Below are 21,513 nucleotides of genomic sequence, written 5' to 3'. Positions count from 1 at the left end.
ACTGCGCTATGTCTGGTCGAGCAGGTCGCGTGCCTCGCGTGCAATATGAAGTTCTTCTTCGGCTGGAACGATGTAGGAAGGAACGTCACCCATCCAGCGCAAATTCTCAAGGACAGTGTCCCGCACGCGGGCCGATTTCTCACCGATGCCACCTGTAAAGGCGATGGCGTCCAGCCCGCCGAGAGCGGCAATCATGGAGCCCGCCTGACGACCAATCCAGTAGCAGAAATGCGCGATTGCGAAATGCGCTTCAGGTGTATCGCTGCTTTCCAAGGTGCGCATGTCGGCGCTGAGACCCGATAGGCCGAGCAGGCCCGACTGGTGGTGGAGCAGGTGATCGGCCGCGTCCAGCCCGCGCAGCCGTGCCAGTGCCAGCACAGCACCTGGGTCAATCTCGCCCGCGCGTGTACCCATCGTCAGACCGCCCAGCGGGGAGTAGCCCATGGTTGTGGCGATGGATTGGCCGTCCTTTATCGCACAAAGCGATGCACCATTGCCAAGGTGGAGTGCGAGCAGGCGGGGGGGCAGTATGCCGCTTTGATCGGGCAAGCGATGGATGAGGGCGGCATAGCTGGTACCGTGAAACCCGTAGCGGCGCAGGCCAGCAAGGTCAGGCTGGTCGGGCAGGGCAAAGCGATGGGCGAGCGCTGGGATGGTCGCGTGAAAGGCGGTGTCAAAGCTGGCGCATTGGGGCAGATCAGGGGCGGCCTGCTGCACGGCGTCGATTGCAGCAAGGTGGTGAGGATTGTGCAAGGGAGCCAGCGGGATGCAGTCGGCAATCTCTTGGCGGATGTGCGGGGTGATCCGCTGGGCCGTCGTCAGGCCAGTGCCGCCGTGCACAACGCGGTGGGCGACACAGCGCAGATCGGTGAGGGCGATGCCTTGGCTCCCAAGTGCGTCGATGATTGTTGATAGGGCGCTGGCGTTGTCGGGAAGGTCGACGCTTTGCGACGTTTCACCGATCTTCACCGCGCCTTGTCCGCCGATGCCTGTCGCCTCGATGCGGAGAAGTTCAGACAGCGCCCCGTCAAAGAGCGCTGTCTTGATTGATGACGATCCTGCGTTCATCACCAATATGGGCGATTGAGCCAAAGGCTTATACCGCCTGCTCGCGCATGTCGGCAGGGTCGATACCTGCAACTTGAACGGGCTGTTTCATCGCATCACGGCGGAAGGGATCGCCAAGTTCCTGATTGATCATCGCTTCGATCAGCGTGGTTTTTCCGTGGTTCATCTGGTCGTCGAGTGCCTTGGCCAGCGCCGCTGTCAGCTCTTCTTGTGTGCGGGCAACAACGCCTTGCAGGCCACAGGCCCGTGCGATGCCTGCATATGACACGTCTTCGTCAAGCTCCGTGCCAACAAAGTTGTCGTCAAACCATAGTGTCGAGTTGCGCTTTTCCGCGCCCCACTGGTAGTTGCGGAAGACGATTTGGGTCACTGGCGGCCAGTCGCCGCGGCCGATCGCCGTCAACTCATTGACCGCGATGCCGAAAGCGCCGTCACCAGCGAAACCGACAACAGGCACGTCAGGCTGGCCGATCTTGGCACCAACGATGGCGGGCAGGCCGTAGCCGCAGGGGCCGAACAGACCGGGTGCAAGGTATTTGCGGCCCTCATTGAAGGAGGGGTAGGCGTTACCGATGGCGCAGTTGTTGCCGATGTCGGAGGAGATAATCGCCTCGACAGGCAGTGCTTGCTGGATCGCGCGCCATGCCATGCGGGGGCTCATCCAGTCAGGCTTGGCCGCGCGGGCGCGCACGTTCCAGTCTGTGCCCGGATCGTCGGCCTCGTCTGTCATGGAGGTGAGTTCCTGCGCCCAAGCGGATTTGGTTTGTGCGATTAGGGCGGTGCGCTCTTTGCGACCTGCATCGCCTGCTGTTTCTGCCAGTTTTGCAGTGATGGAAGTGGCCACTTTTGCGGCGTCCCCGACGATGCCGACGGTGACCTTTTTGGTTAGACCGATGCGGTCGGGGTTGATGTCGACCTGAATGATTTTGGCGTCTGTGGGCCAGTAATCAATGCCGTATCCCGGCAGGGTCGAGAAGGGGTTGAGGCGCGTGCCGAGGCACAGGACCACGTCCGCTTTCGAGATTAGCTCCATTCCAGCTTTTGAGCCGTTATAGCCAAGCGGACCTGCGAACAGCGGGTGGTTTCCGGGAAAGGCATCGTTGTGCTGGTAGCCCACGCAAACAGGTGCGTCGAGCCGTTCGGCAAGCACGCGGGAAGCCTCGATGCCGCCCTGTGCTAGCACTACACCAGCGCCGTTCAGGATCACGGGGAACTTCGCTTCGGAGAGCATTTCGGCGGCGCGTGTGATCGCATTGTCGCCGCCTTGAGGGACTTCCAATTCGACCACTTCTGGAATTTCGATGTCGATGACTTGGGTCCAGAAATCGCGCGGGACGTTGATCTGAGCGGGGCCAGAGGCGCGTTTGGCCTGCATGATCACGCGGTTCAGCGTTTCGGCGATGCGGGAGGGATCGCGCACTTCCTCTTGGTAGGCGACACAATCGGCAAAGAGGTTCATCTGCTCCATCTCTTGGAAGCCACCCTGACCGATCGTCTTGTTCGCAGCTTGGGGCGTGACCAAAAGTAAAGGCGTATGGTTCCAATATGCTGTTTTAACAGCCGTCACAAAGTTGGTAATGCCCGGACCGTTTTGCGCGATCATCATCGACATTTTGCCAGTGGCGCGGGTGTAGCCGTCAGACATCATACCGGCGGAGCCTTCGTGCGCACAGTCCCAGAATTTGATCCCTGCCTTTGGGAAAATGTCGGAGATCGGCATCATGGCAGAGCCAATAATGCCAAAAGCATGTTGGATGCCGTGACGCTGGAGCGTTTTTACGAATGCTTCTTCGGTGGTCATCTTCATAGCAGGTGATCCTTGGATTAAATGAATGCGAATCTGGTTTGGGGCAATTTAGGCGCTTGGCGTGGATAAGGTTAGGGCCAGTTATTATACTGGAATAGGACCAGCTTTTGTCATGGCATCAATTTCTGATGCCAGAGCTTGCAGCCCGTCGGTTATGCGACTTGTTGGGATGGAGGAATAGCCGAGGCGGTAGAAGTTTTGTGGCTGTTCTTCACCGCCGAAAAAGGACTGCCCAGGTTCGATCAATACGCCACAGGCGCGTAAGCGTGTGGCGAGTGTATTCGTATCCACATCTTCAGGTGCACGCATCCAAAATGAGGAGCCACCGTGTGCGCCCTGACCTGCGATGATCAGACCTGTTTGCGCGATAACTTCTTCCATTCTTGTGCGGCGTTCATGCAGCGCGTTGCTCATGCGACGGACCAGCGCATCATAGTGGCCGAGGGACAGAAAGTAGGAGGCTGTGCGCTGGATGTGGCCGGGCGGGTGACGCAAAACTGACGCACGTAAGGCGCGGGCCTCGCGTATAAATGGTTCGGACCCGACCAGATAGCCAAGGCGCAGGCCCGGAAACAAAGATTTGGAGAAGCTGCCGACATAGATCACGCGGCCATCGGTATCGAGAGATTTGAGCGCGGGGGACGGCGGGCGCAAAAATGACGTTTCGAATTCGTAATCGTCCTCCACAATGATTGCGTCTATCTCTCGGGCACGCTCCAGCAAGGCACTTCGTCGCGCCATGGGCATTGTTGCATTTGTGGGGCATTGATGGCTGGGGGTAGTGAAAATGACATCCGTATCGGGTGGAACTGCCTCGGGTGGAAGGCCGTCCTGATCAACGCGGACTGGTGTTACGTGGCACCGTGATTGGATCAGGATATCGCGCAGGGCGTGATAGCAGGGGTCTTCAAGAGCGGCGCGACGACGCTGGGTAAGCAGCACCTGCGCTGTCAGCCATAATGCGTTCTGGGCACCGAGGGTAATCAAAATTTGTTCAGGCGCTGCGGTGATGCCACGACGGGGCAGCGTATGGCGGGCGATGAATTCAATCAGTTGTGGATCGTCCTGATCATAATAGTCATTTGTCATCGAGTTAAAGTCCCGTTGACCCAAAGCTTGAAGTGCACAAAGCCGCCAGTTTGCGTGGTCAAACAAGGTTTTATCAGCCTGACCATAAACAAAGGGATAGCGGTATTTTGACCAGTCTTGCGGCTTGCTGGGAGTGACGCCGCCACTAAACCGCTGCCCGATGGCACGGGTCCAATCGACAGCATCCTGCGTGTCGGGACCCGGAGTAAAGACGGGAGGCGAGGGCGCATTCTCTGATACGAAATATCCTGAGCGCCCTTTAGAGCTGAGGTAATCAGAGGCCAGAAGTTCGGTGTAGGCGATGGTCACTGTGATGCGGCTAACGCCCAGATGCACAGCGAGTTTTCTGGTTGAAGGTAGCTTTTCCCCGCGCTGGAAACGGCCCGACAATATCCCCTGTGCAATCATCTGCTGAATCTGTGATTGCAATGTGCCTTGGGCATCTGTCTGGAGGAAGAATGTCTCGACGGGAAGGGCCATGGGGTGCCTTTTTATTTGGACTTAATTGGTGAATCAACTGGCCTTACCCTAGGGCGAATTGAATTATTCTACAAATGGTGAATCTTGGAAATAATAAGGGATGATGGAGCGCGTTGCCCTAAGAGGTGATGCCACCTAAGATCGGATAACGTGATGGATGGTTGAAATAATTGAGAAAAATACAGACCCTGAACGAGAGGCCGCAATACGCAATGCATGGCGAAATCGGATGATCGCGTTTGTTCCGTTGTTCGCAGTCGGGACGATCGCGCTTTTCTATGTCGGATTGAAAGCTTTTTGTCTGTCTTGCTCGGTGCTCTTACGGTCATTCTGCTGTATCAGAGGTATGTGAACAAGCGTAGTTGGCATTCAATTATGTGGGGTGTTTAGGCTACCAAAGAGTAAGAGCTCCGTGTGGAATGGAAAAAGGCCCTGTTTTTCAACAGGGCCTTTTCTCGTTTTAACAGGCGTTGCGGTTACGGGCAGGCTGCGATGTATGTCGTGCCGTTTGGGCGTTGATATGTGCAGTTGCCGTTTTGGCCACGGTTGATAAGCGTTCCTGCGGCTAAGCCAGCAGCGCCACCGATTATGGCCCCTTTTGCTTTGTCGTTGCTACCAGACACGCTTGCGCCGATGATTGCTCCTGTCACAGTTGATGCAGCGAGGGTGCCGTCAGGTGTGTCGCAAGCCGCGAGGGCGGCGATCATCGGGATAACGAGTGCGAATTTTTTCATAAGAGTATTCCTTATCTATCAGTTCTTAACGTGCGGGATATTAGAAGGTTCCTGATCTGTAGATACGAAAAAGGCCTTCCCTGCGAGGAAGGCCTGTCTGATGAGCGGAATTTTGCAAGTTTAGCCGAAAACACGGCCCATGGCGCCGTCGACAGCGTCGATGATCTGGTCGATGTCGTCTTTTGTTGCGATGAGCGCGGGGGAGAAGCACAGGGTGTTGTTCTTGCCTGGCAGAGAACGATTGGTCGCACCAATGACAACGCCCTGCTGCATGCAATCGCCCACGACTGCCTGAACCAGTTTCTCGGCCACGGGTGTTTTGCTCTCGCGATCTGTGACCAGTTCGGCACCGAGGAATAGACCCTTGGAGCGAACATCGCCGATGACATGGTATTTGTCCGCAAGCTCATGCAGGCGGCCTGTCATGTAGTCGCCCATGTCGACGGTGTTTTGCAGCAGGCCTTCGCGCTCGATGATCTTCATGTTCTCGATTGCGGCCGCGGGGCCGGCAGTGCAGCCGCCAAAGGTGGAGATGTCGCGGAAGTAGTTCATGGGATCGGAGGCGTCGTCCTTGAACTTGTCAAAGACATCTTCGGTGGTCACGAGGCAGGCGATGGCGGCGTAGCCTGATGCCACCCCTTTGGCCATTGTCACCATGTCAGGTTTGATCCCGTAGTGCTGGTAGCCGAACCACGTACCTGTGCGGCCCAAGCCGCAGACGACTTCATCGATGTGCAGGAGGATGTCATATTGGTCGCAAATCTCGCGGATACGCTCCCAATAACCATCGGGGGGCGTGATGACGCCGCCGCCAGCGGTCACGGGCTCAAGGCAGAGGGCGCCGACAGTTTCGGGGCCTTCTTCAAGGATGACTTTTTCGATCTGGTTGGCGGCCCAGACGCCGTAACCTTCAACGGGCGCGCCATCCTGCTCAAAGCTGCGGTACTCAAGGCAGTGGGGGACGCGGATGAAGCCCGGTGTGAAGGGGCCGTATTGTGCGCCGCGTTCGTCCTGACCCCCTGCAGAGAGAGTGGTGATCGTTGTGCCGTGATAGTCGCGGTCGCGGTAAAGGATCTTGTGCTTCACGCCGCCGAACCGCTTGTGCGCGATCTGGCGGACCATTTTGAAGCCCTTTTCGTTTGCCTCCGAGCCGGAGTTGCAGAAGTAGACGCGGCTCAGCCCGGGCATCTTGTCGATCAGCATTTCGGAGAAGATGGAGCCGGGGATCGAACCTGCGGAGCCTGCGAAGTAGTTCAATTTGATCAATTGGTCACGGACCGCATTGGCGATTGATTCGCGGCCGTAGCCTACGTTGACGGTCCACACACCGCCCGAGACGGCATCAAGATGCTCTTTGCCGTTCTGGTCCCAGACGCGCATGCCTTTGCCCTCAACGATGATGCGCGGATCGGTTGTTTCATAGGGTTTATGCTGGCTCAGGTGGTGCCAGACATGGGCGCGGTCCGCCTCTACGATGCGGGAAATGTCATTTTCGTTAAATGTACCGTCCATGGAGGCGACCTTTCGATTGGATAGGAGAATGGGAAATCAGCAGTGCCTTCCCTGATTCACACTATGTTAGACGGGGAATTTCATTCTGGAAATAGGGCCAGCAGGGAGGGAAGCGTATGGCCAGTTTTGTCGTTGCTGTAAAAGCCCTTGTTTACGGCGGATTTGGCGAGATGTTTTGGAGGTGGAATTAGGGAGGTACGGCACGATTGAGACGGTGCTGCAAATGCACGGCCGCTGGATCGGTGAGATCACTTTTGGCGGTGCGCAGTGCGGGTTCTGGTCGAGGTCGGCAGCTTTGCCTGTGTAAGCGGGATTGAAAGCAAAAGAGAGGTGCGGTGACTGGACTCATGGCGGGGGAGAAACTGGTTATTTGTTTTCTGTGTGCAAAGCCCAGAGTGCTGCAAGTTCGGGCGTTGTGCATGGTTGATGTGCAAACGTCGCGGGGCAGGGCCGTCTTTTCGTCAATGCCTCGGGGAGGAACGAAACTGCTGTTGACCGTTTGAACGGGACGGAAAACGATCTGCGTGTATGCAGGCCTCGTGTCTGGGTATCGCCGCAAAGTGTATTGCAAGTGGTTCGGGCATCGCACAGGATGCCTGCGTCAGTTGTGAAAACACAACCTACGATCCCGAGTTCTGTTAAGGAGCCGGGCAAAAATGAAACTGGGAGAATTCTAATATGATGAAGAAAACAGTAAGCGCGTTCGTCGCTGGCGCAGTAATGTCACTGGCATCCACGGCTGCATTTGCAGATGGCCATGGTGAGATCACAGTCGGTTATTTCCTTGAGTGGCCCATGCCGTTTCAGTTTGCAAAAGTGAATGGCACGTATGACGAGGCTTTGGGCAAGAAAGTTAACTGGGTCAGCTTTGACAGCGGCGTTGCGATGTCTGCGGCCATGGCGTCTGGTGACGTGCAGATTTCCGTAAGCCAAGGTGTGCCGCCGTTCGTTGTGGCGACATCGGGTGGTCAGGATATCCAGATTGTTGACGTTGCAGTATCCTATTCCGAGAATGACAACTGCGTTGTGGCTTCCGGTCTGGAGATCGACAAGACTTCCGCAGCGGAGCTGGCAGGTAAGAAGGTGGCTGTGCCACTTGGTACTGCCGCGCACTATGGCTTTCTTAAGCAGATGGGCCACTTTGGCGTGGATGTTACAGGCATGTCCGTTGTTGATATGGCCCCTGCCGAAGGTGCAGCAGCGCTGAGCCAAGGTGCCGTAGACATGGCATGTGGTTGGGGTGGTGCACTGCGTCGCATGAAAGAATCCGGTAATATCCTGCTGACTGGTGCCGAGAAAGAAGAACTTGGTATCTTGGTGTTTGACGTGACATCCGCACCCGCATCTTACGTTGCCGAGAACGGTGACGAGCTGGCAAAGTTCCTGAAGGTGACGGCAGATGCCAACGCCATGTGGAATGCCGGTGGTGATGATGCGGCCAAAATGCTGCCCGTGATTGCAAAAGATGCAGGCATGGACGAAGCGGCCACAGCAGAGACGCTGGCGGGCTTCTCCTTCCCGTCCGTTGAAGAGCAGTTGAGCGCCAAGTGGTTCGGCGGCGGCAGCCAGACCTTCATGGGTGGCGTTGCTCAGGTCTTCGTTGAAAGTGGCTCTATTGACGGCGCGCTGGAAAGCTATGAAGGCACTGTGAACACAGGCCCGTTGATGGCCGTAAAAGGCATGTAATTCCTTCGGGAGTTATTCTGGTCCGGCGTCCATATGTGCGCCGGACCTTTTTGTAGCCAAGACGACTTTACGGAAAACGAGGTGGGGCCAACCCCATCCTACGGGCCGCCAGCCGCGGCCAGAAAGCAGGGACATGTCCGGACTTTCCATTGATAAACTCTCGATGCGATTTGATTTACCAGATGGCGGATCGGTGCAGGCGCTCAAGGATGTATCGCTTGATCTCAAAGCGGGTGAGCTGCTGAGTGTGCTGGGGCCGTCGGGCTGTGGTAAGACAACGCTCCTGAACATCGTTGCGGGGTTTCTGGCGCCGACCGAAGGTGTGATGACCCTGAACGGCAAGACGATTACCGGACCCGATGCCGACCGCGGCATGGTGTTCCAGCAGGGTGCATTGTTCGAATGGATGAGCGTGCGCGAGAACGTAGGATTTGGCCCGTCGATGAAGGGGATGCCGCGCAACGACAAGGCAGAGATTGTAAATCATCTGCTGGACGTTGTAGGGCTACAGGATTTCAAGGAAAAGGCGGTTTACGAACTGTCTGGCGGGATGCAGCAGCGTGTGGCTTTGGCCCGTTGCCTTGCGAATGATCCCGATGTGATTTTGATGGATGAGCCGCTGGGCGCATTGGACGCGCTGACGCGGGAAAAGATGCAATCGCTGGTGCTCAAGCTGTGGAAAGAGACGGGAAAGACGATCATTTTGATCACCCACTCGGTTGAAGAGGCGCTGCTTCTTGGCGAGCGGTTGATTGTGATGGCCCCGCGTCCGGGTCGCATCCACAAAGAATATCGTCTGCCATTTGCGGAGCTGGGTGTCGCGGCGGATTTGCGAGAGGTGAAGAAGCATCCTGATTTCTCGGTTAAGCGTGAAGAGATTCTGAACATGATTTGGGACATGGAAGAAGAGATTATGGGCACTGCGGAGGAAAAAGCATGACCGGATTCATTCTGCTGGCTGTCTATGTTGGCATCTTTGCTGCTGCGGCGTTTATCTTTACGCGCATTGGGGTGCGCAAGGACGGGTACACCGCCCTCAAGACGGTTACTTTTGGCGACGAGAGTGCAGTGCGGCCCAACCGTGCGGCAGGGATTATTTCCATTCTGACGCTGTTGTTGTTGTGGGGGATGTTTACGGGGTCCTCGTTAGTTCCGCGCTTTTTGCACGCGCCTGCCCCATTCAAGGGCGAGACATCGTTTGACTATACGGTTTCGGCCAATGGCCAGACTGATACGGCAACTGTGTCTGTGCTGGTGCATGAGCGGGAAGAGAATCCCGATGCATTGGCAATAGAGCCGGGTGACGGGATCGCCAAAAATGACAGCATCACCGTTGCGCAATATCGCAGCGAACTTGTGCTGTTTGACCGCAACGATGAGGTCAAACGTGCTGATGGTGCAAAAGTTGTCGCGATCAATGGCGCGCCTGTGAAGCCAGGTGATACGGTGGAAATAGAAGGAGGATCGGTGACGATCTCCGACAAAGGCACGCCAAATTTTGCGCCTGAAAAGGGATTGCAGATGGAGCCATTGTATCTGCCGTCGCCCGAAGCGGTTCTTGAACGGACGGCCAAGGTACTGGATGAGGGGTTTCGTGGAACGTCCCTACTGGGCCATCTGGGCTGGTCGCTGTTTCGTGTTGTGGCCGGTTTTGTCTGTGGCGCGATTGTGGGTATTCCGCTTGGCTATGCCATGGGTTTGAGCAACTGGTTCCGTGGCTGGTTTGATCCGATTGTTGAATTTATGCGCCCCGTGCCGCCGCTGGCGCTGATCCCGCTGGTGATTATCTGGGCGGGGATTGGGGAGAAGGGGAAGATTATCCTGCTCTTCCTTGCCGCACTTTGGATCATGGCGATTGCGGCGCGGTCGGGCGTGTCTGGTGTCAACATTGCCAAGGTGCACGCAGCCTATTCGCTGGGGGCAAGCAAGTGGCAGATCATGCGGTATGTTATCATCCCCAACTCGCTGCCCGAGATATTTACGGGTGCGCGTGTGGCGATGGGCGTGTGTTGGGGTACTGTTGTCGCGGCCGAGTTGGTGGCAGCGGAGAAGGGGGCGGGTATGATGATCATGGTCGCGTCCAAGTTCCAGAACACGGATATCGTAATCTTGGGCATCATCCTTATCGGGATCATCGGTTTTGGTATTGATATGCTGATGCGCGGTGCCGAGCGGGTGATGGTGCCGTGGAAAGGAAAAGGCTGATCCCGCCGTATTAGTTTTGGATAAGAAAAAGGCCGGAGCAGATGCTCCGGCCCTTTTTATGTGTAGTACAGAAGGTTGAGAGAGCGATTTCTTTAAGAAATTATGCTCTCCGTCTTGTCTGGTTTACTTCTTCGGGCCGCTTGGCTTTTTGCCTTTGCCCGGAGGGGTGAAGCGTTTGGAAGCGTCTGACGCGCGGTTGTAGCCGCCTGCTGGTTTCGCATCACGCGCTGGGGCGCCGCCCTCTTTTGACGGCTTTTTCCACACTGCTTTTGCGCCAGACTTAGCTGCGGGTTTGTCGCCGGCGGGTTTGTCTTTCCATGCCGGCTTTGCCTTTGGCTTTTCGCCTGCTTTCATGGGCGTCCGCTCAGTCTTGTGGGACTTTGGCGGGCGTGCTGCATCGCGCTTTGGCTTGGCGGGTGCGCCGCGTGGTTTGTCAGTGCGGGGTTTGTACTCTGCCTTGGGAGCTTCGTCGCGTGCGGGCTTTGCCTTATAGGCAGGCTTTGGCGCGTCTGGGTCGTAGGCAGGTTTATCGCGCGGTGCGGGTTTTGCGGCTTTGTCGTAGCTTGGCTTGTCTTTCCACGCTGGCTTTGGGCCGCGATCATTGCCACCTTTGGGGCCGCTACCTTTATTCTCGGGGCGGCCTGTTCGGGGGCCAAAGTCTGGCACACCGTCGAGACGGGTGAGGGTCACGCCGTCTTCTGCCTTCATGTCGGGACCAAGGGCGTTTGTCAGTTTCGGCACAGCGCCTTCGGCCACCTCGACGTAGGAGTGGCGCGGCTGTACGCGGATCGCACCAATGTCGTCGCGGGTCATGTCGCCGACGCGGCAGAGCATTGGCAGGATCGTGCGCGGCTCGGCCCCATCGTTGCGGCCTGTGGAGACGGTGAACCAGACGGATTTGCCGAATTCCATGCGTGGTGCGTTTTCTTTACCATCACCCGGGTTGGAGAGTTCCTCGGGCGCTGATCCACGCGAGCGGTGGAGGTTGACGAAGGCGGTGGCCAGTTGTTCGGGCGTGTATTGCTCGACCAGCTTTGCCACGAACTCGACTGCGTCTTCGGGTGCAGGTGTTGTCCATGCATCGTCGTTGAGCAGGCGCTCTTGATCCGCTGCGTTCACTTCGGCAGCAGAGGGTGGCAGTGCCCATTCGGCGTCAAGTTTGGCCCAGCCCATCAGGCGGGTTGCTTTTGAGCGCATTTTTGGCGGCACGATAAGGGCGGAAACCCCTTTGCGGCCCGCGCGGCCTGTACGGCCAGAGCGGTGCAGAAGCGTGTCGGCGTTGGTGGGCAGATCGGCGTGGATGACCAACTCAAGATTGGGAAGGTCGATGCCGCGTGCAGCAACATCAGTCGCCACACAAACGCGAGCACGACCATCGCGCAGTGATTGCAGGGCGTTTGTGCGCTCTTGCTGGGACAGCTCACCTGATAGGGCAACGACAGAGAAGTTGCGGTTTGACAGGCGCGCGGTCAGGCGGGCCACGGCGGCGCGGGTGTTGCAGAAGACGATCGCATTCTTGGCTTCATAGAAGCGTAGGATGTTTAGGATCGCGTTCTCGGTGTCGCGCGGGTTCACGGTGAGTGCGCGGTATTCGATGTCAGAGTGCTGCTTGCCATCGGATACAACGGACACACGCTGTGCATCGCGCTGGTATGCTTTTGCCAGTTTTGCAATTGCGGCAGGCACGGTTGCGGAGAACATCAGTGTCCGGCGTGTCGCGGGGGATTCGCCCAAGATGAACTCAAGGTCCTCGCGGAAGCCCAGATCGAGCATCTCGTCCGCCTCATCCAGCACCACGGCGCGGATGTCGGTGAGGTCGATGTTGTTGCGTTTGATGTGGTCACACAGACGGCCCGGTGTGGCCACAACGATGTGTGCGCCACGGTCGAGCGTGCGACGCTCTGTGCGCGTGTCCATGCCGCCGACACAAGTGGCGACAATCGCGCCTGCTTTGCCGTAAAGCCATGTCAGCTCACGACTTACCTGCATGGCAAGTTCGCGCGTTGGGGCGATAACGAGGGCCAATGGCGCACCTGCGCGGCCGAAATGCGTCTCGTCGCCCAGCAATGTGGGGGCGATTGCCATGCCGAATGCCACGGTCTTGCCCGAGCCGGTTTGGGCGGAAACCAGAAGGTCGGCGCCGTCGAGTTCGGGCGCTATTACAGCGTCCTGAACGGGTGTCATTGTATCGTAGCCTTGAGCGGCCAGTGCGTCTGCGATCGTTTGAATCAAGGGGTGTTCCTGAGCGGATAAAGAATAAGGTTTCCTGCCCCTAAAGCGTTGAGGTGCGTTTGTACATGGGGCGTTTTGCGGATGCAGCATTGTGTGTGATGCAGGGCTGTGGCGCGATGTGATGTGAAGGGGTGCAAAAAGAGGGTGTAAAAATGATGACTTCCATATAGAACAAAAGAAGAACAAAATGGAGGAATGTATGATGAGCGATTCTTCTTTGCACCGATTGGTGCGGCTGGGCGACGGGGAGGCGGGGGCAGATATGCCGCGGCCCGACGTGGCGCAGGCGGTGCTCAAGGATGCGCTGTCGGCGCGGCCTTTCGATGCGGCGGTGACGGCCTTTGTGTTAGCGTGTTTGCCGCGCAGCAAGGCTCCCGTGCTTTGGGTGCAGGACCGTACTTCACGGTTGGAGAACGGGCGGGTTTATGGGCCTGCTTTGAAGGGTGTGCGGCTGTTGCGGGTCGAGGTGAGCAATGCCCGCGATGTGCTTTGGGCGATGGAGGAGGGGGCGTCTTGTGGCGGGTTGGCCGCTGTGGTGGGCGAAGTGCATGGCGCGCCGCCCGTTCTGGATTTCACAGCGACCAAACGCTTGGCGATGCGGGCGGAAGCAACGGGGCTGCCTGTTTGGTTGATACGGTCGGGTGCTGTCGAGGGGTTGAGTGCGGCGCGGGAGCGGTGGCGGATCGGATCACTGCCCTCGGGCGTGCATTCCTACAATGCGGCGGCCCCTGGTGCGCCTGTTTGGGAGGCGGAGCTGTTTCGGGCGCGGGGGCGTGCGCCCGGTGTCTGGGAGGTCAGCCATGAGGTCTGTCATGACGGGGGCGAGAGTGGTCTCCGTTTTCTTTCCCGATCTGGCGATGGACCGTTGGAGGAGGATCACAGCCGCGCAGCGCACGCTGCCGGATGAGGCGGTGCCTGTTGTTCTGGCCGCGGGTGGCACACACGGACCTGTGGTGCATGCGGTAAATGCGGCGGGTGTCGTGCGGGGGATTACCTGCGGTGCGCGGGTCGTTGATGTGCAGGCGATCCACCCTGATCTGCATGTGGAACAGGCGGATGTGGAGGGGGATCAGGCCTTGCTCAAGCGTGTGGCGCTGTGGGCGCGGCGGTGGTGTCCGTGGACAGTGGCAGAGCAGGACGGCATTTTGATGGATGTGCGCGGTGCGGCGCATTTGTTCGGCGGCGAGGCGCAGATGTTGCGCGACATGCACACGCGGTTTGCGATGCAGGGGTTGCGCGCGCGGCTGGCCTTGGCGCCTACGCGCGGTGCGGCGCAGATGCTGGCGCGGTTTGGCGGGCAGGGGGTGATTTGTGCGCAGGAGGATGTGGCGGATGTTTTGGCGCCGCTGCCTGTGGCAGCACTTCGTCTGCCGCGTGAAACGGTACGCTTGTTGGAGCGCTTGGGGCAGCGCACGGTTGGTGCGCTGGCGGATGTGCCGCGTGTGGGGTTGATGCGGCGGTTTGCGGGAGCGGCGGAAGCGGTGAACCCGCTGGTGCTGCTGGACCGTGCGTTGGGGCGGTCTGCCGATCCGTTGGATGCGCCTGCAGAGGTGCCACGCTGGCTGGCACGGGTGCGGATGGCGGAGCCTGTAGTCGATCCTGTGCCATGGCTGGAGGGGTTGGCGGAGGATTTGGGCAAGCAACTGGCGGAGGCAGATCAAGGTGCGCGGCGGTTGCGGGTGACGATCTACCGTGTGGATGGGGAGTGGCGGTCGCGCGATGTCTCGACTGCGCGGGCGAGCCGTGACGCGCTGCATTTTGTGCGGCTGGTCGCGGGAAAGCTGGAGGGGATTGATCCGGGTTTCGGGTTTGATTTGATGACGTTGGAGGCGCTGCGGGTGGAGCCGCTGGTCCTGCGCCAAGACCGTCTGGACGGAGGACGCGATGCAGGGGCGGATGTGGCAGCGTTGCTGGACCGGCTGACTGCCAAGTTGGGGCCGTCGAAGGTGACATGGGATGCATGGGTGCAAAGCCATAAGCCCGAACGGGTAGAAGAGCGTGTGTCGGTGCTGGCGGGGCCACCTGCGGGTGTGGTGGAGATCGCACGTGAGCGGCCTTTGCGGATGTTTGACCCTGCGGAGGAGGTTGCGGTTTTGTATGCGGTGCCAGAGGGGCCGCCTGCGCGGTTTCGCTGGCGCAGGGTGGCGTTTTTGATGACGCGGTTCGAGGGGCCAGAGCGGATTGCGCCAGAGTGGTGGCGGGATCGTAGCGGCACGCGGTTGCGGGATTATTACAAGGTCGAGGTCACGGACGGGCGGCGGTTCTGGCTGTTTCGGGAGGGCATTGTAGGCGATGCGCGGGGCGGGGATCCGCAGTGGTTTGTGCATGGGGTTTTTGGATGACGGGTGACGAGCGCACTGTGCGCGGCTCCCCACCCACCATCCCTTTCGGGGTTCATGCGAAGAGCGTCTTGCGGAGGGGCCGCAGGCGCGTTCGAGCGATGAGGGCCGGTAGAGACTGTTTTTAGGGGATAAGGCTGCCACCTGATGCCACAACAAGAGGGACATAAGCGCCGTTCGATAGAGGACGACGATCCGTTCCACTGGAACGCCCCCGGCCCTTATGTGGAGCTGGGGTTGGCGACGTGTTTTTCGTTTCTGTGCGCGGCGTCGGATGCTGTCGATCTCGCGGTGACGGCGAATATGCTAGGCTATCACAGCATCGGGGTGGCCGATCACAACACGCTGGCGGGGGTGGTGCGGGTACATGTGGAGGCGCGGTCGGCCAAGGTGCGGCCCCTGATTGGGGCGCGCTTGTTGTTGCTCTGTGGGACGGAGTTGTTGGCCTATCCTCGTGACCGTGAGGCTTATGCGCGGCTGTCTACGTTGCTGTCGCGGGGGAAAATGGTGGATGCGGATGGTGGGTGGCAGGTCAAGGGCGAGACGCATCTTACGCTGGAGATGGTGGCAGCGTATTCAGCGGGTGTGCAGTTGATTGTGATGCCGCCCGACAATCTGGATGTCTTCGAGGCGGGGTTGGGGCGGTTGTGCAATGCTTTGCCCACGTTACGGCATGTGGGGGCGGCGTATCTCTATCGCGGGGATGATGTGGCGCGGATTGCGCGACTTGACCGGATCGCGCAGCGGCATGGGTTGGGGATATTGGCGACGAATGATGTGCTGTATCACCATCCTGCGCGGCGGCCTTTGCAGGATGTGATGACCTGCATCCGCCACGGCAAGACGATCGAGACGGCGGGGTTCTTGTTGGAGGCAAATGCGGAGCGATACCTTAAGCCGCCAGAAGAGATGCGCCGCCTGTTCGCGCAGTGGCCCCACGCGATTGCGGCGACGCGGGAGGTGGCAGATGCCTGCGCCTTTAGCCTTGATGATCTGAAGTATGAGTACCCGCACGAAATTGTCCCCGAAGGGGCCACCGCGATGAGCGAGTTGGAGCGCCTGACGTGGGAAGGGGCGGCGTGGCGCTATCCTGACGGGGTGACGGACAGGGTGCGGGGGATTATTGAGAAGGAATTCGATTTGATCCGCTCCAAGGACATTGCGCGGTATTTCCTGACCATCAATGACATTGTGCGGTTTGCGCGGGAGGAGGCCAGCCCGCCGATCCTGTGTCAGGGGCGCGGCTCGGCGGCGAATTCGGTGGTGTGTTTTTGTTTGGGGATCACTGCGGTGGACCCTGAGGAGCATGACGTTTTGTTCGAGCGGTTCCTGTCCGAGGAGCGCGATGAGCCGCCTGATATTGACGTGGATTTCGAGCATGAGCGGCGCGAAGAGGTGATCCAGTATATGTACCGCACTTATGGGCGGGAGCGTGCGGGGTTGTGCGCAACTGTGATCCACTACCGCCCGCGCAGTGCCATCCGCGAAGTGGGCAAGGCGATGGGACTGAGCGAGGATGTGACCAGCAAGCTGGCCAGCACGGTCTGGGGCAGTTTCGAGGGGCAGATGGGCGACGAGCGTGTCAAGGATGCAGGGATGGACCTCAGCGATCCGTACCTGCGCCGCGTCATTGCCATTGCGCGGCAGATGACGGGGATGCCACGGCATTTGTCCCAGCATGTGGGCGGGTTCATTCTGACGGAGCGGCCCCTGACGGAGATGGTTCCGATCGGGAACGGGGCCATGCCAGAGCGGAGTTTTATCGAGTGGGATAAGGACGACATCGACGCGCTGGGGATTTTCAAGGTGGATATTCTGGCGCTGGGGATGCTGACCTGCATCGCAAAGGTGTTTGATCTGATGGGGGCGCATTACGGGGTGCGGCATGATCTGGCATCTGTGCCGAGCGATGATGCGGATACCTATGACATGCTCTGTGCGGGGGACAGCTTGGGCGTGTTTCAGGTGGAGAGCCGTGCGCAGATGGCCATGCTGCCCAAGCTGCGGCCGCGCAAGTTTTACGATCTGGTGATTGAAGTGGCAATTGTGCGGCCTGGCCCCATTCAGGGGGATATGGTGCATCCTTATCTGCGGCGGCGGCAGGGGTTGGAGGGGGTGTCTTATCCCGCGCCCGGACCAGAGCATCCGCAGGATGAGTTGCTGCGGATTTTGGGGCGCACACTTGGCGTGCCGATTTTTCAGGAACAGGCGATGAAGATCGCGATTGATGCGGCAAGGTTTAGCCCCAAGGAGGCGAACGAGTTGCGCAAGGCGATGGCGACGTTTCGGTCGCGCGGGACGATTGAGTTGCTCCAGCAAAAGATGGTTGGGCGGATGACCGAGCGCGGCTATGACGAGGAGTTTGCCACGCGGTGTTTCAACCAGATCAAAGGGTTCGGGGATTACGGATTTCCCGAGAGCCATGCAGCGAGTTTTGCCAAGCTGGTCTATGTGTCCTCGTGGATGAAGTGTCATTATCCGGCGGCGTTTGCTTGTGGGCTGCTCAACAGTCAGCCGATGGGGTTCTATGCCCCTGCGCAGATTGTGCGTGATGCGCGCGAGCATGGGGTCGAGGTGCGGCCTGTGGATGTGAATTATTCCGATTGGGATTGTACGTTAGAGCCTGATAATAAGGGGTTTTCGTTGCGATTGGGCCTGCGGCAGGTGGACGGGATGCGCATGGATGCGGCGCTGCGTCTGATGGGTGCGCGGTCTGAGCCGTTTGTGGATGTGGGGGATGTGAAGGCGCGGGCGCGGCTGGACCGTGGGATCGTGGGCAAGCTGGCGGCTGCGGATGCGTTTCGATCCTGCGGGATAGATCGACGGGCCGCGCTCTGGCAGGCGCAGGGGTTGCGCGATGCGCCTGCGCTGGCGTTGTTCGAACATGCGGAGGCGGCAGGGGAAGGGGCGGAGCCAGAGACGCATTTGCCCGCCATGGCGCAGGCGGAGCATGTGGTGGCGGATTACCAGACGCTGCGCCTCTCGCTTAAGGCGCATCCGATGGGGTTCTTTCGGGGGAGCCTGCGCAAACAGGGGTTTTCCAGCACGCATAACCTGATCCACATGGGGCATGGGCAACGTGTATCGCTGGCGGGGCTGGTTCTTGTGCGGCAAAAACCCGGCAGTGCGAAGGGGGTTTGTTTCATCACCATCGAGGATGAGGACGGGGTGGCGAACCTTGTGATATGGCCCAAGATGTTCGAGCACTACCGTGCGCTGATTATGACGGCGCGTCTGCTGGTGGTGCATGGTCGTGTGCAGACGGACGGGCGGGTTATTCATGTGGTCGCCGAGCGGTTGGAGGATGGCACGGCGCGGCTTGACCGTTTGGCGCAGGAGCGGGTCCCTGCCACAACGGTGCGTGGGGATCATGCGACCCATCCGCTGCCCTCCCAAGTGGGGGGCGGGCGCAGGCATCCGCGTGATGTGCGGGTGATCCCGAAATCTCGTGATTTTCACTGACGCGATGCTGGGCTAGGGTGTTGGAAACAGCACAGAGGTCCCGACATGAATAACCCGCTTTATGATACGATGTTTGCACCCCATGCGGGTAAGGACACGGTTTTTTTGCATCTGCCCGAGGGGGGTGTGATAACGCATGATGCGTTCGTGCGGCGTGCGGCGCAGCTGGCCCATGCGGTGCGGGGCATGGGTGTAAAGGCTGGGGACCGCGTGGCGGTTCAGGTCGAGAAATGCCCTGACATGCTGGCGCTTTATGCTGCTTGTGCGCAGATGGGGGCGATTTTTCTGCCACTGAACACGGCTTATACGGGTGCGGAGCTGTCCTATTTTGTGGGCGATAGTGGGGCGGCGTTGTTGGTGGGCGATCCTGCGCGGGAGGATGAATTACGTACCGTGGCGGATGCGTCTGGTGCGGTGTTTGCCACGCTGAGCAGTGCGGGCGGCAGTTTAAGCGACGCGGCGGATGGGCAGGACGAGACGTTCGAGACTGTGGCGCGGGATGAGGATGATCTGGCGGCGTTCCTGTATACTTCGGGCACGACGGGACGGTCCAAGGGGGCGATGCTGACGCAGAAGAACCTGATTTCCAACGCTGCGACGCTGACAGAGTTGTGGCGGTTTACGAGCGATGACGTGTTGCTCCATGCGCTGCCGATTTTTCACACGCATGGCCTGTTCGTAGCGACGAACGTGATGCTGATCGCGGGGGGAGCGATGGTGTTTATGCCGAAGCTGGATGTGGATCAGTTGATTGACTGGATGCCGCGGGCGACTGCGATGATGGGCGTGCCGACATTCTATACACGGCTGTTGGATGATGCGCGGTTTGACCGTGATCTGACAGCGAATATGCGGCTGTTTATCTCGGGCTCTGCGCCGCTGCTCGCGGATACGCATGTGGCGTTTGAGGCGCGGACGGGCCACCGTATTCTGGAACGCTATGGCATGACGGAGACGAATATGAACACGTCCAACCCTTACGCAGGCGAGCGGCGCGCGGGAACGGTGGGCCTGCCTTTGCCTGATGTGGAGTTGCGGGTGGCGGATGCGGACGGCGTTGAGCTGCCCCGTGGCGAGACAGGTGTGGTTGAAGTGCGCGGTGACAATGTTTTTGCCGGCTATTGGAACATGCCCGAAAAGACAGCCGAAGAGATGCGTGAGGACGGATTTTTCATCACGGGTGATCTGGGGGTGCAGGACGAAGCGGGCTATGTTACCATCGTCGGGCGCGGCAAGGACCTGATCATTTCGGGCGGCTATAACATCTATCCTAAAGAGTTGGAGTTGGTGTTGGATGCACAGGACGGTGTGATGGAGAGTGCTGTTGTGGGCATTCCCCATGCTGATCTGGGGGAGGTGCCGCTCGCGGTGTTGGTGCCGCAGGCTGGCGCGCAGGTTGATCTGGACGCAGTAAAGGCGGCGGTGGGCATGGCGCTGGCGCGGTTCAAGCAGCCGCGGGAGTACCGCATTGTGGAGGAGCTGCCGCGCAATACAATGGGTAAGGTGCAGAAGGTCGCGTTGCGTGCGGAGTATGGCGGATGATTGACCCAGCAAAACGGGCGTTTCTGACGGGGTTGTTCGAGGCAGCCGTTGAGGCGGCAGATGCCAAGGCGGCGCTGCGCCCGAATATGCCTGAGCGGCCCAAGGGGCGGTTGGTTGTTGTGGGGGCTGGCAAAGGTGCGGCACAACTGGCGGCGGCGTTTGAGGAGTTGTGGGACGGCGTGTGCGAGGGGGTTGTCGTCACGCGCTATGGCTATGGTTGTGAGACAAAGTCCATCCGCGTGATGGAGGCCGCGCATCCTGTGCCTGACGCTGCGGGTCTGGCGGCGATGGCGGCGTTGTTTGAGGCGGTACGCGGTTTGGGACCTGATGATTTGGTGGTGGCTTTGATGTGTGGCGGTGGGTCGGCGCTGCTGCCCTGTCCGCCTGATAGCTTGACGCTGGGGGATGAGCAGGGGCTGAACGAGGTGCTGTTGGCGTCTGGTGCGCCGATTGGTGTGATGAATGCGATCCGCAAACATGCGAGCGGGATCAAGGGTGGAAGGCTGGCAGCGGCGGCCCATCCGGCGCGTGTGCTGAGCCTGGTGGTCTCGGATGTGCCCGGCGATGATCCTGCGCAGGTGGCGTCTGGCCCCACAGTGCCTGATGCGGTGAGTTTGAGCGATGCGCGTGCGATGATTGCGGCGCGGGGGATTGCGGTGCCTGAGGCGGTGCTGGCCAAGCTTGCCGATGCGCCGCACCCTGATGATGCAGTTTTTGCGGGGCATGAAGTGCGGGTGATCGCTTCGGCGCGTCTATCGCTGGAGGCGGCGGCAGCGAATGCGGAGGCGGCAGGCGTTCCTGCGGTGATCCTGTCGGATGCGATTGAGGGCGAGGCGGAGGTCATTGGCCAGATGCATGCTGCGATTGCGCGGGAAGTTAAGGCGCAGGGGCGCCCGTTCAAGGCGCCTGTTGTGATCCTGTCGGGTGGCGAGACGACAGTGACCTTGCGCCATAAGGACGGGCGCGGCGGGCGGAACACGGCGTTCCTTCTGGGCTTTGCTCAGGCAATCGACGGGGTTGGTGGGATCACGGCGCTGGCGGCGGATACGGACGGGATTGACGGGTCAGAGGATAATGCTGGGGCGTTTGCAGATGGCGGCACGGCTGCGGTCATGCGGGCGGCGGGCGTGGACCCTGCGGATGCACAGAGGCGCAATGATGCGTGGGGCGCGTTTGACGCTGCGGGCAGTTTGTTTGTGACGGGACCGACCGGGACGAATGTGAATGATTTTCGGGCGGTATTGATTGAGGAGTGAGGGGCGGCTGTCGAGCCGAGTTTGATAGGAACTGAAATCAGTTGAAGGGTTTTTGAAGGCCTTGCCACTCTCGGGACATTCGTTTCACGAATACCCTGCCG

The 21,513-nt window shown here is 59.3% G+C and carries 14 protein-coding genes; 8 read left to right on the top strand and 6 right to left on the bottom strand.

The genetic code is table 11. The features are described from left to right. Positions 1-6: 6 nt before the first annotated feature. The 5 genes from Q0775_RS06260 to Q0775_RS06240 all read right to left on the bottom strand — a co-directional run bounded on the left by Q0775_RS06260 (position 7) and on the right by Q0775_RS06240 (position 6,690). Positions 7-1,092: an acetate/propionate family kinase gene (locus tag Q0775_RS06260; RefSeq protein WP_298858494.1), complete on the bottom strand. Its 1,086-nt coding sequence runs from the start codon at positions 1,090-1,092 to the stop codon at positions 7-9. Between the two features lie 4 nt (positions 1,093-1,096). Beyond that, positions 1,097-2,875, bottom strand: a complete 1,779-nt coding sequence (gene xsc / locus Q0775_RS06255) for a sulfoacetaldehyde acetyltransferase (RefSeq protein WP_298858493.1) — start codon at positions 2,873-2,875, stop codon at positions 1,097-1,099. 84 nt (positions 2,876-2,959) lie between these two features. Further along, positions 2,960-4,444 (bottom strand): PLP-dependent aminotransferase family protein, encoded by a 1,485-nt coding sequence (locus Q0775_RS06250; protein WP_298858492.1) that lies wholly within the window; start codon positions 4,442-4,444, stop codon positions 2,960-2,962. A 476-nt stretch (positions 4,445-4,920) separates the two neighbouring features. After that, entirely contained in the window at positions 4,921-5,178 is a 258-nt protein-coding gene (locus Q0775_RS06245; RefSeq protein ID WP_298858491.1) for a hypothetical protein, read from the bottom strand. Positions 5,179-5,298: 120 nt separating this feature from the next. Then, positions 5,299-6,690: an aminotransferase class III-fold pyridoxal phosphate-dependent enzyme gene (locus tag Q0775_RS06240; RefSeq protein WP_298858490.1), complete on the bottom strand. Its 1,392-nt coding sequence runs from the start codon at positions 6,688-6,690 to the stop codon at positions 5,299-5,301. A 681-nt stretch (positions 6,691-7,371) separates the two neighbouring features. Between Q0775_RS06240 and Q0775_RS06235 the strand changes: the two genes are divergently transcribed. The 3 genes from Q0775_RS06235 (at position 7,372) to Q0775_RS06225 (ending at position 10,581) form a co-directional block, all read left to right on the top strand. Further along, complete coding sequence (locus Q0775_RS06235) at positions 7,372-8,376, top strand: ABC transporter substrate-binding protein (protein WP_298859967.1); 1,005 nt, start codon at positions 7,372-7,374, stop codon at positions 8,374-8,376. Positions 8,377-8,509: 133 nt separating this feature from the next. Next, entirely contained in the window at positions 8,510-9,316 is an 807-nt protein-coding gene (locus Q0775_RS06230; protein ID WP_298858489.1) for an ABC transporter ATP-binding protein, read from the top strand. Next, entirely contained in the window at positions 9,313-10,581 is a 1,269-nt protein-coding gene (locus Q0775_RS06225) for an ABC transporter permease (protein ID WP_298858488.1), read from the top strand. Before Q0775_RS06230 ends, Q0775_RS06225 begins: the two co-directional genes overlap by 4 nt. A 123-nt stretch (positions 10,582-10,704) precedes the next feature. Here the strand turns inward: Q0775_RS06225 and Q0775_RS06220 are convergent, their stop codons facing one another. Continuing rightward, complete coding sequence (locus tag Q0775_RS06220) at positions 10,705-12,813, bottom strand: DEAD/DEAH box helicase (protein WP_298858487.1); 2,109 nt, start codon at positions 12,811-12,813, stop codon at positions 10,705-10,707. Positions 12,814-13,012: 199 nt separating this feature from the next. Here Q0775_RS06220 and Q0775_RS06215 point away from each other — a divergent pair, with 199 nt between their 5' ends. The 5 genes from Q0775_RS06215 (at position 13,013) to Q0775_RS06195 (ending at position 21,412) form a co-directional block, all read left to right on the top strand. Further along, a complete protein-coding gene (locus Q0775_RS06215; RefSeq protein ID WP_298858486.1) occupies positions 13,013-13,720 on the top strand; it encodes a hypothetical protein in 708 nt (235 codons plus the stop codon). Then, complete coding sequence (locus Q0775_RS06210) at positions 13,614-15,155, top strand: DNA polymerase Y family protein (protein WP_298858485.1); 1,542 nt, start codon at positions 13,614-13,616, stop codon at positions 15,153-15,155. The genes Q0775_RS06215 and Q0775_RS06210 overlap by 107 nt, the downstream gene beginning before the upstream one ends. 144 nt (positions 15,156-15,299) lie before the next feature. Next, positions 15,300-18,614, top strand: coding sequence for an error-prone DNA polymerase (locus Q0775_RS06205; protein ID WP_298858484.1), 3,315 nt, complete (start codon positions 15,300-15,302; stop codon positions 18,612-18,614). A 45-nt stretch (positions 18,615-18,659) separates the two neighbouring features. After that, positions 18,660-20,156: a malonyl-CoA synthase gene (locus Q0775_RS06200; protein ID WP_298858483.1), complete on the top strand. Its 1,497-nt coding sequence runs from the start codon at positions 18,660-18,662 to the stop codon at positions 20,154-20,156. Beyond that, a complete protein-coding gene (locus Q0775_RS06195) occupies positions 20,153-21,412 on the top strand; it encodes a glycerate kinase (protein ID WP_298858482.1) in 1,260 nt (419 codons plus the stop codon). Before Q0775_RS06200 ends, Q0775_RS06195 begins: the two co-directional genes overlap by 4 nt. Positions 21,413-21,513 lie beyond the last annotated feature (101 nt).

It is taken from the genome of uncultured Sulfitobacter sp. (assembly GCF_947499945.1).
Lineage (GTDB): Bacteria > Pseudomonadota > Alphaproteobacteria > Rhodobacterales > Rhodobacteraceae > Sulfitobacter.
Note: the sequence above shows the minus strand (reverse complement) of the source record. Positions and strands in the feature narration are given on the sequence as shown.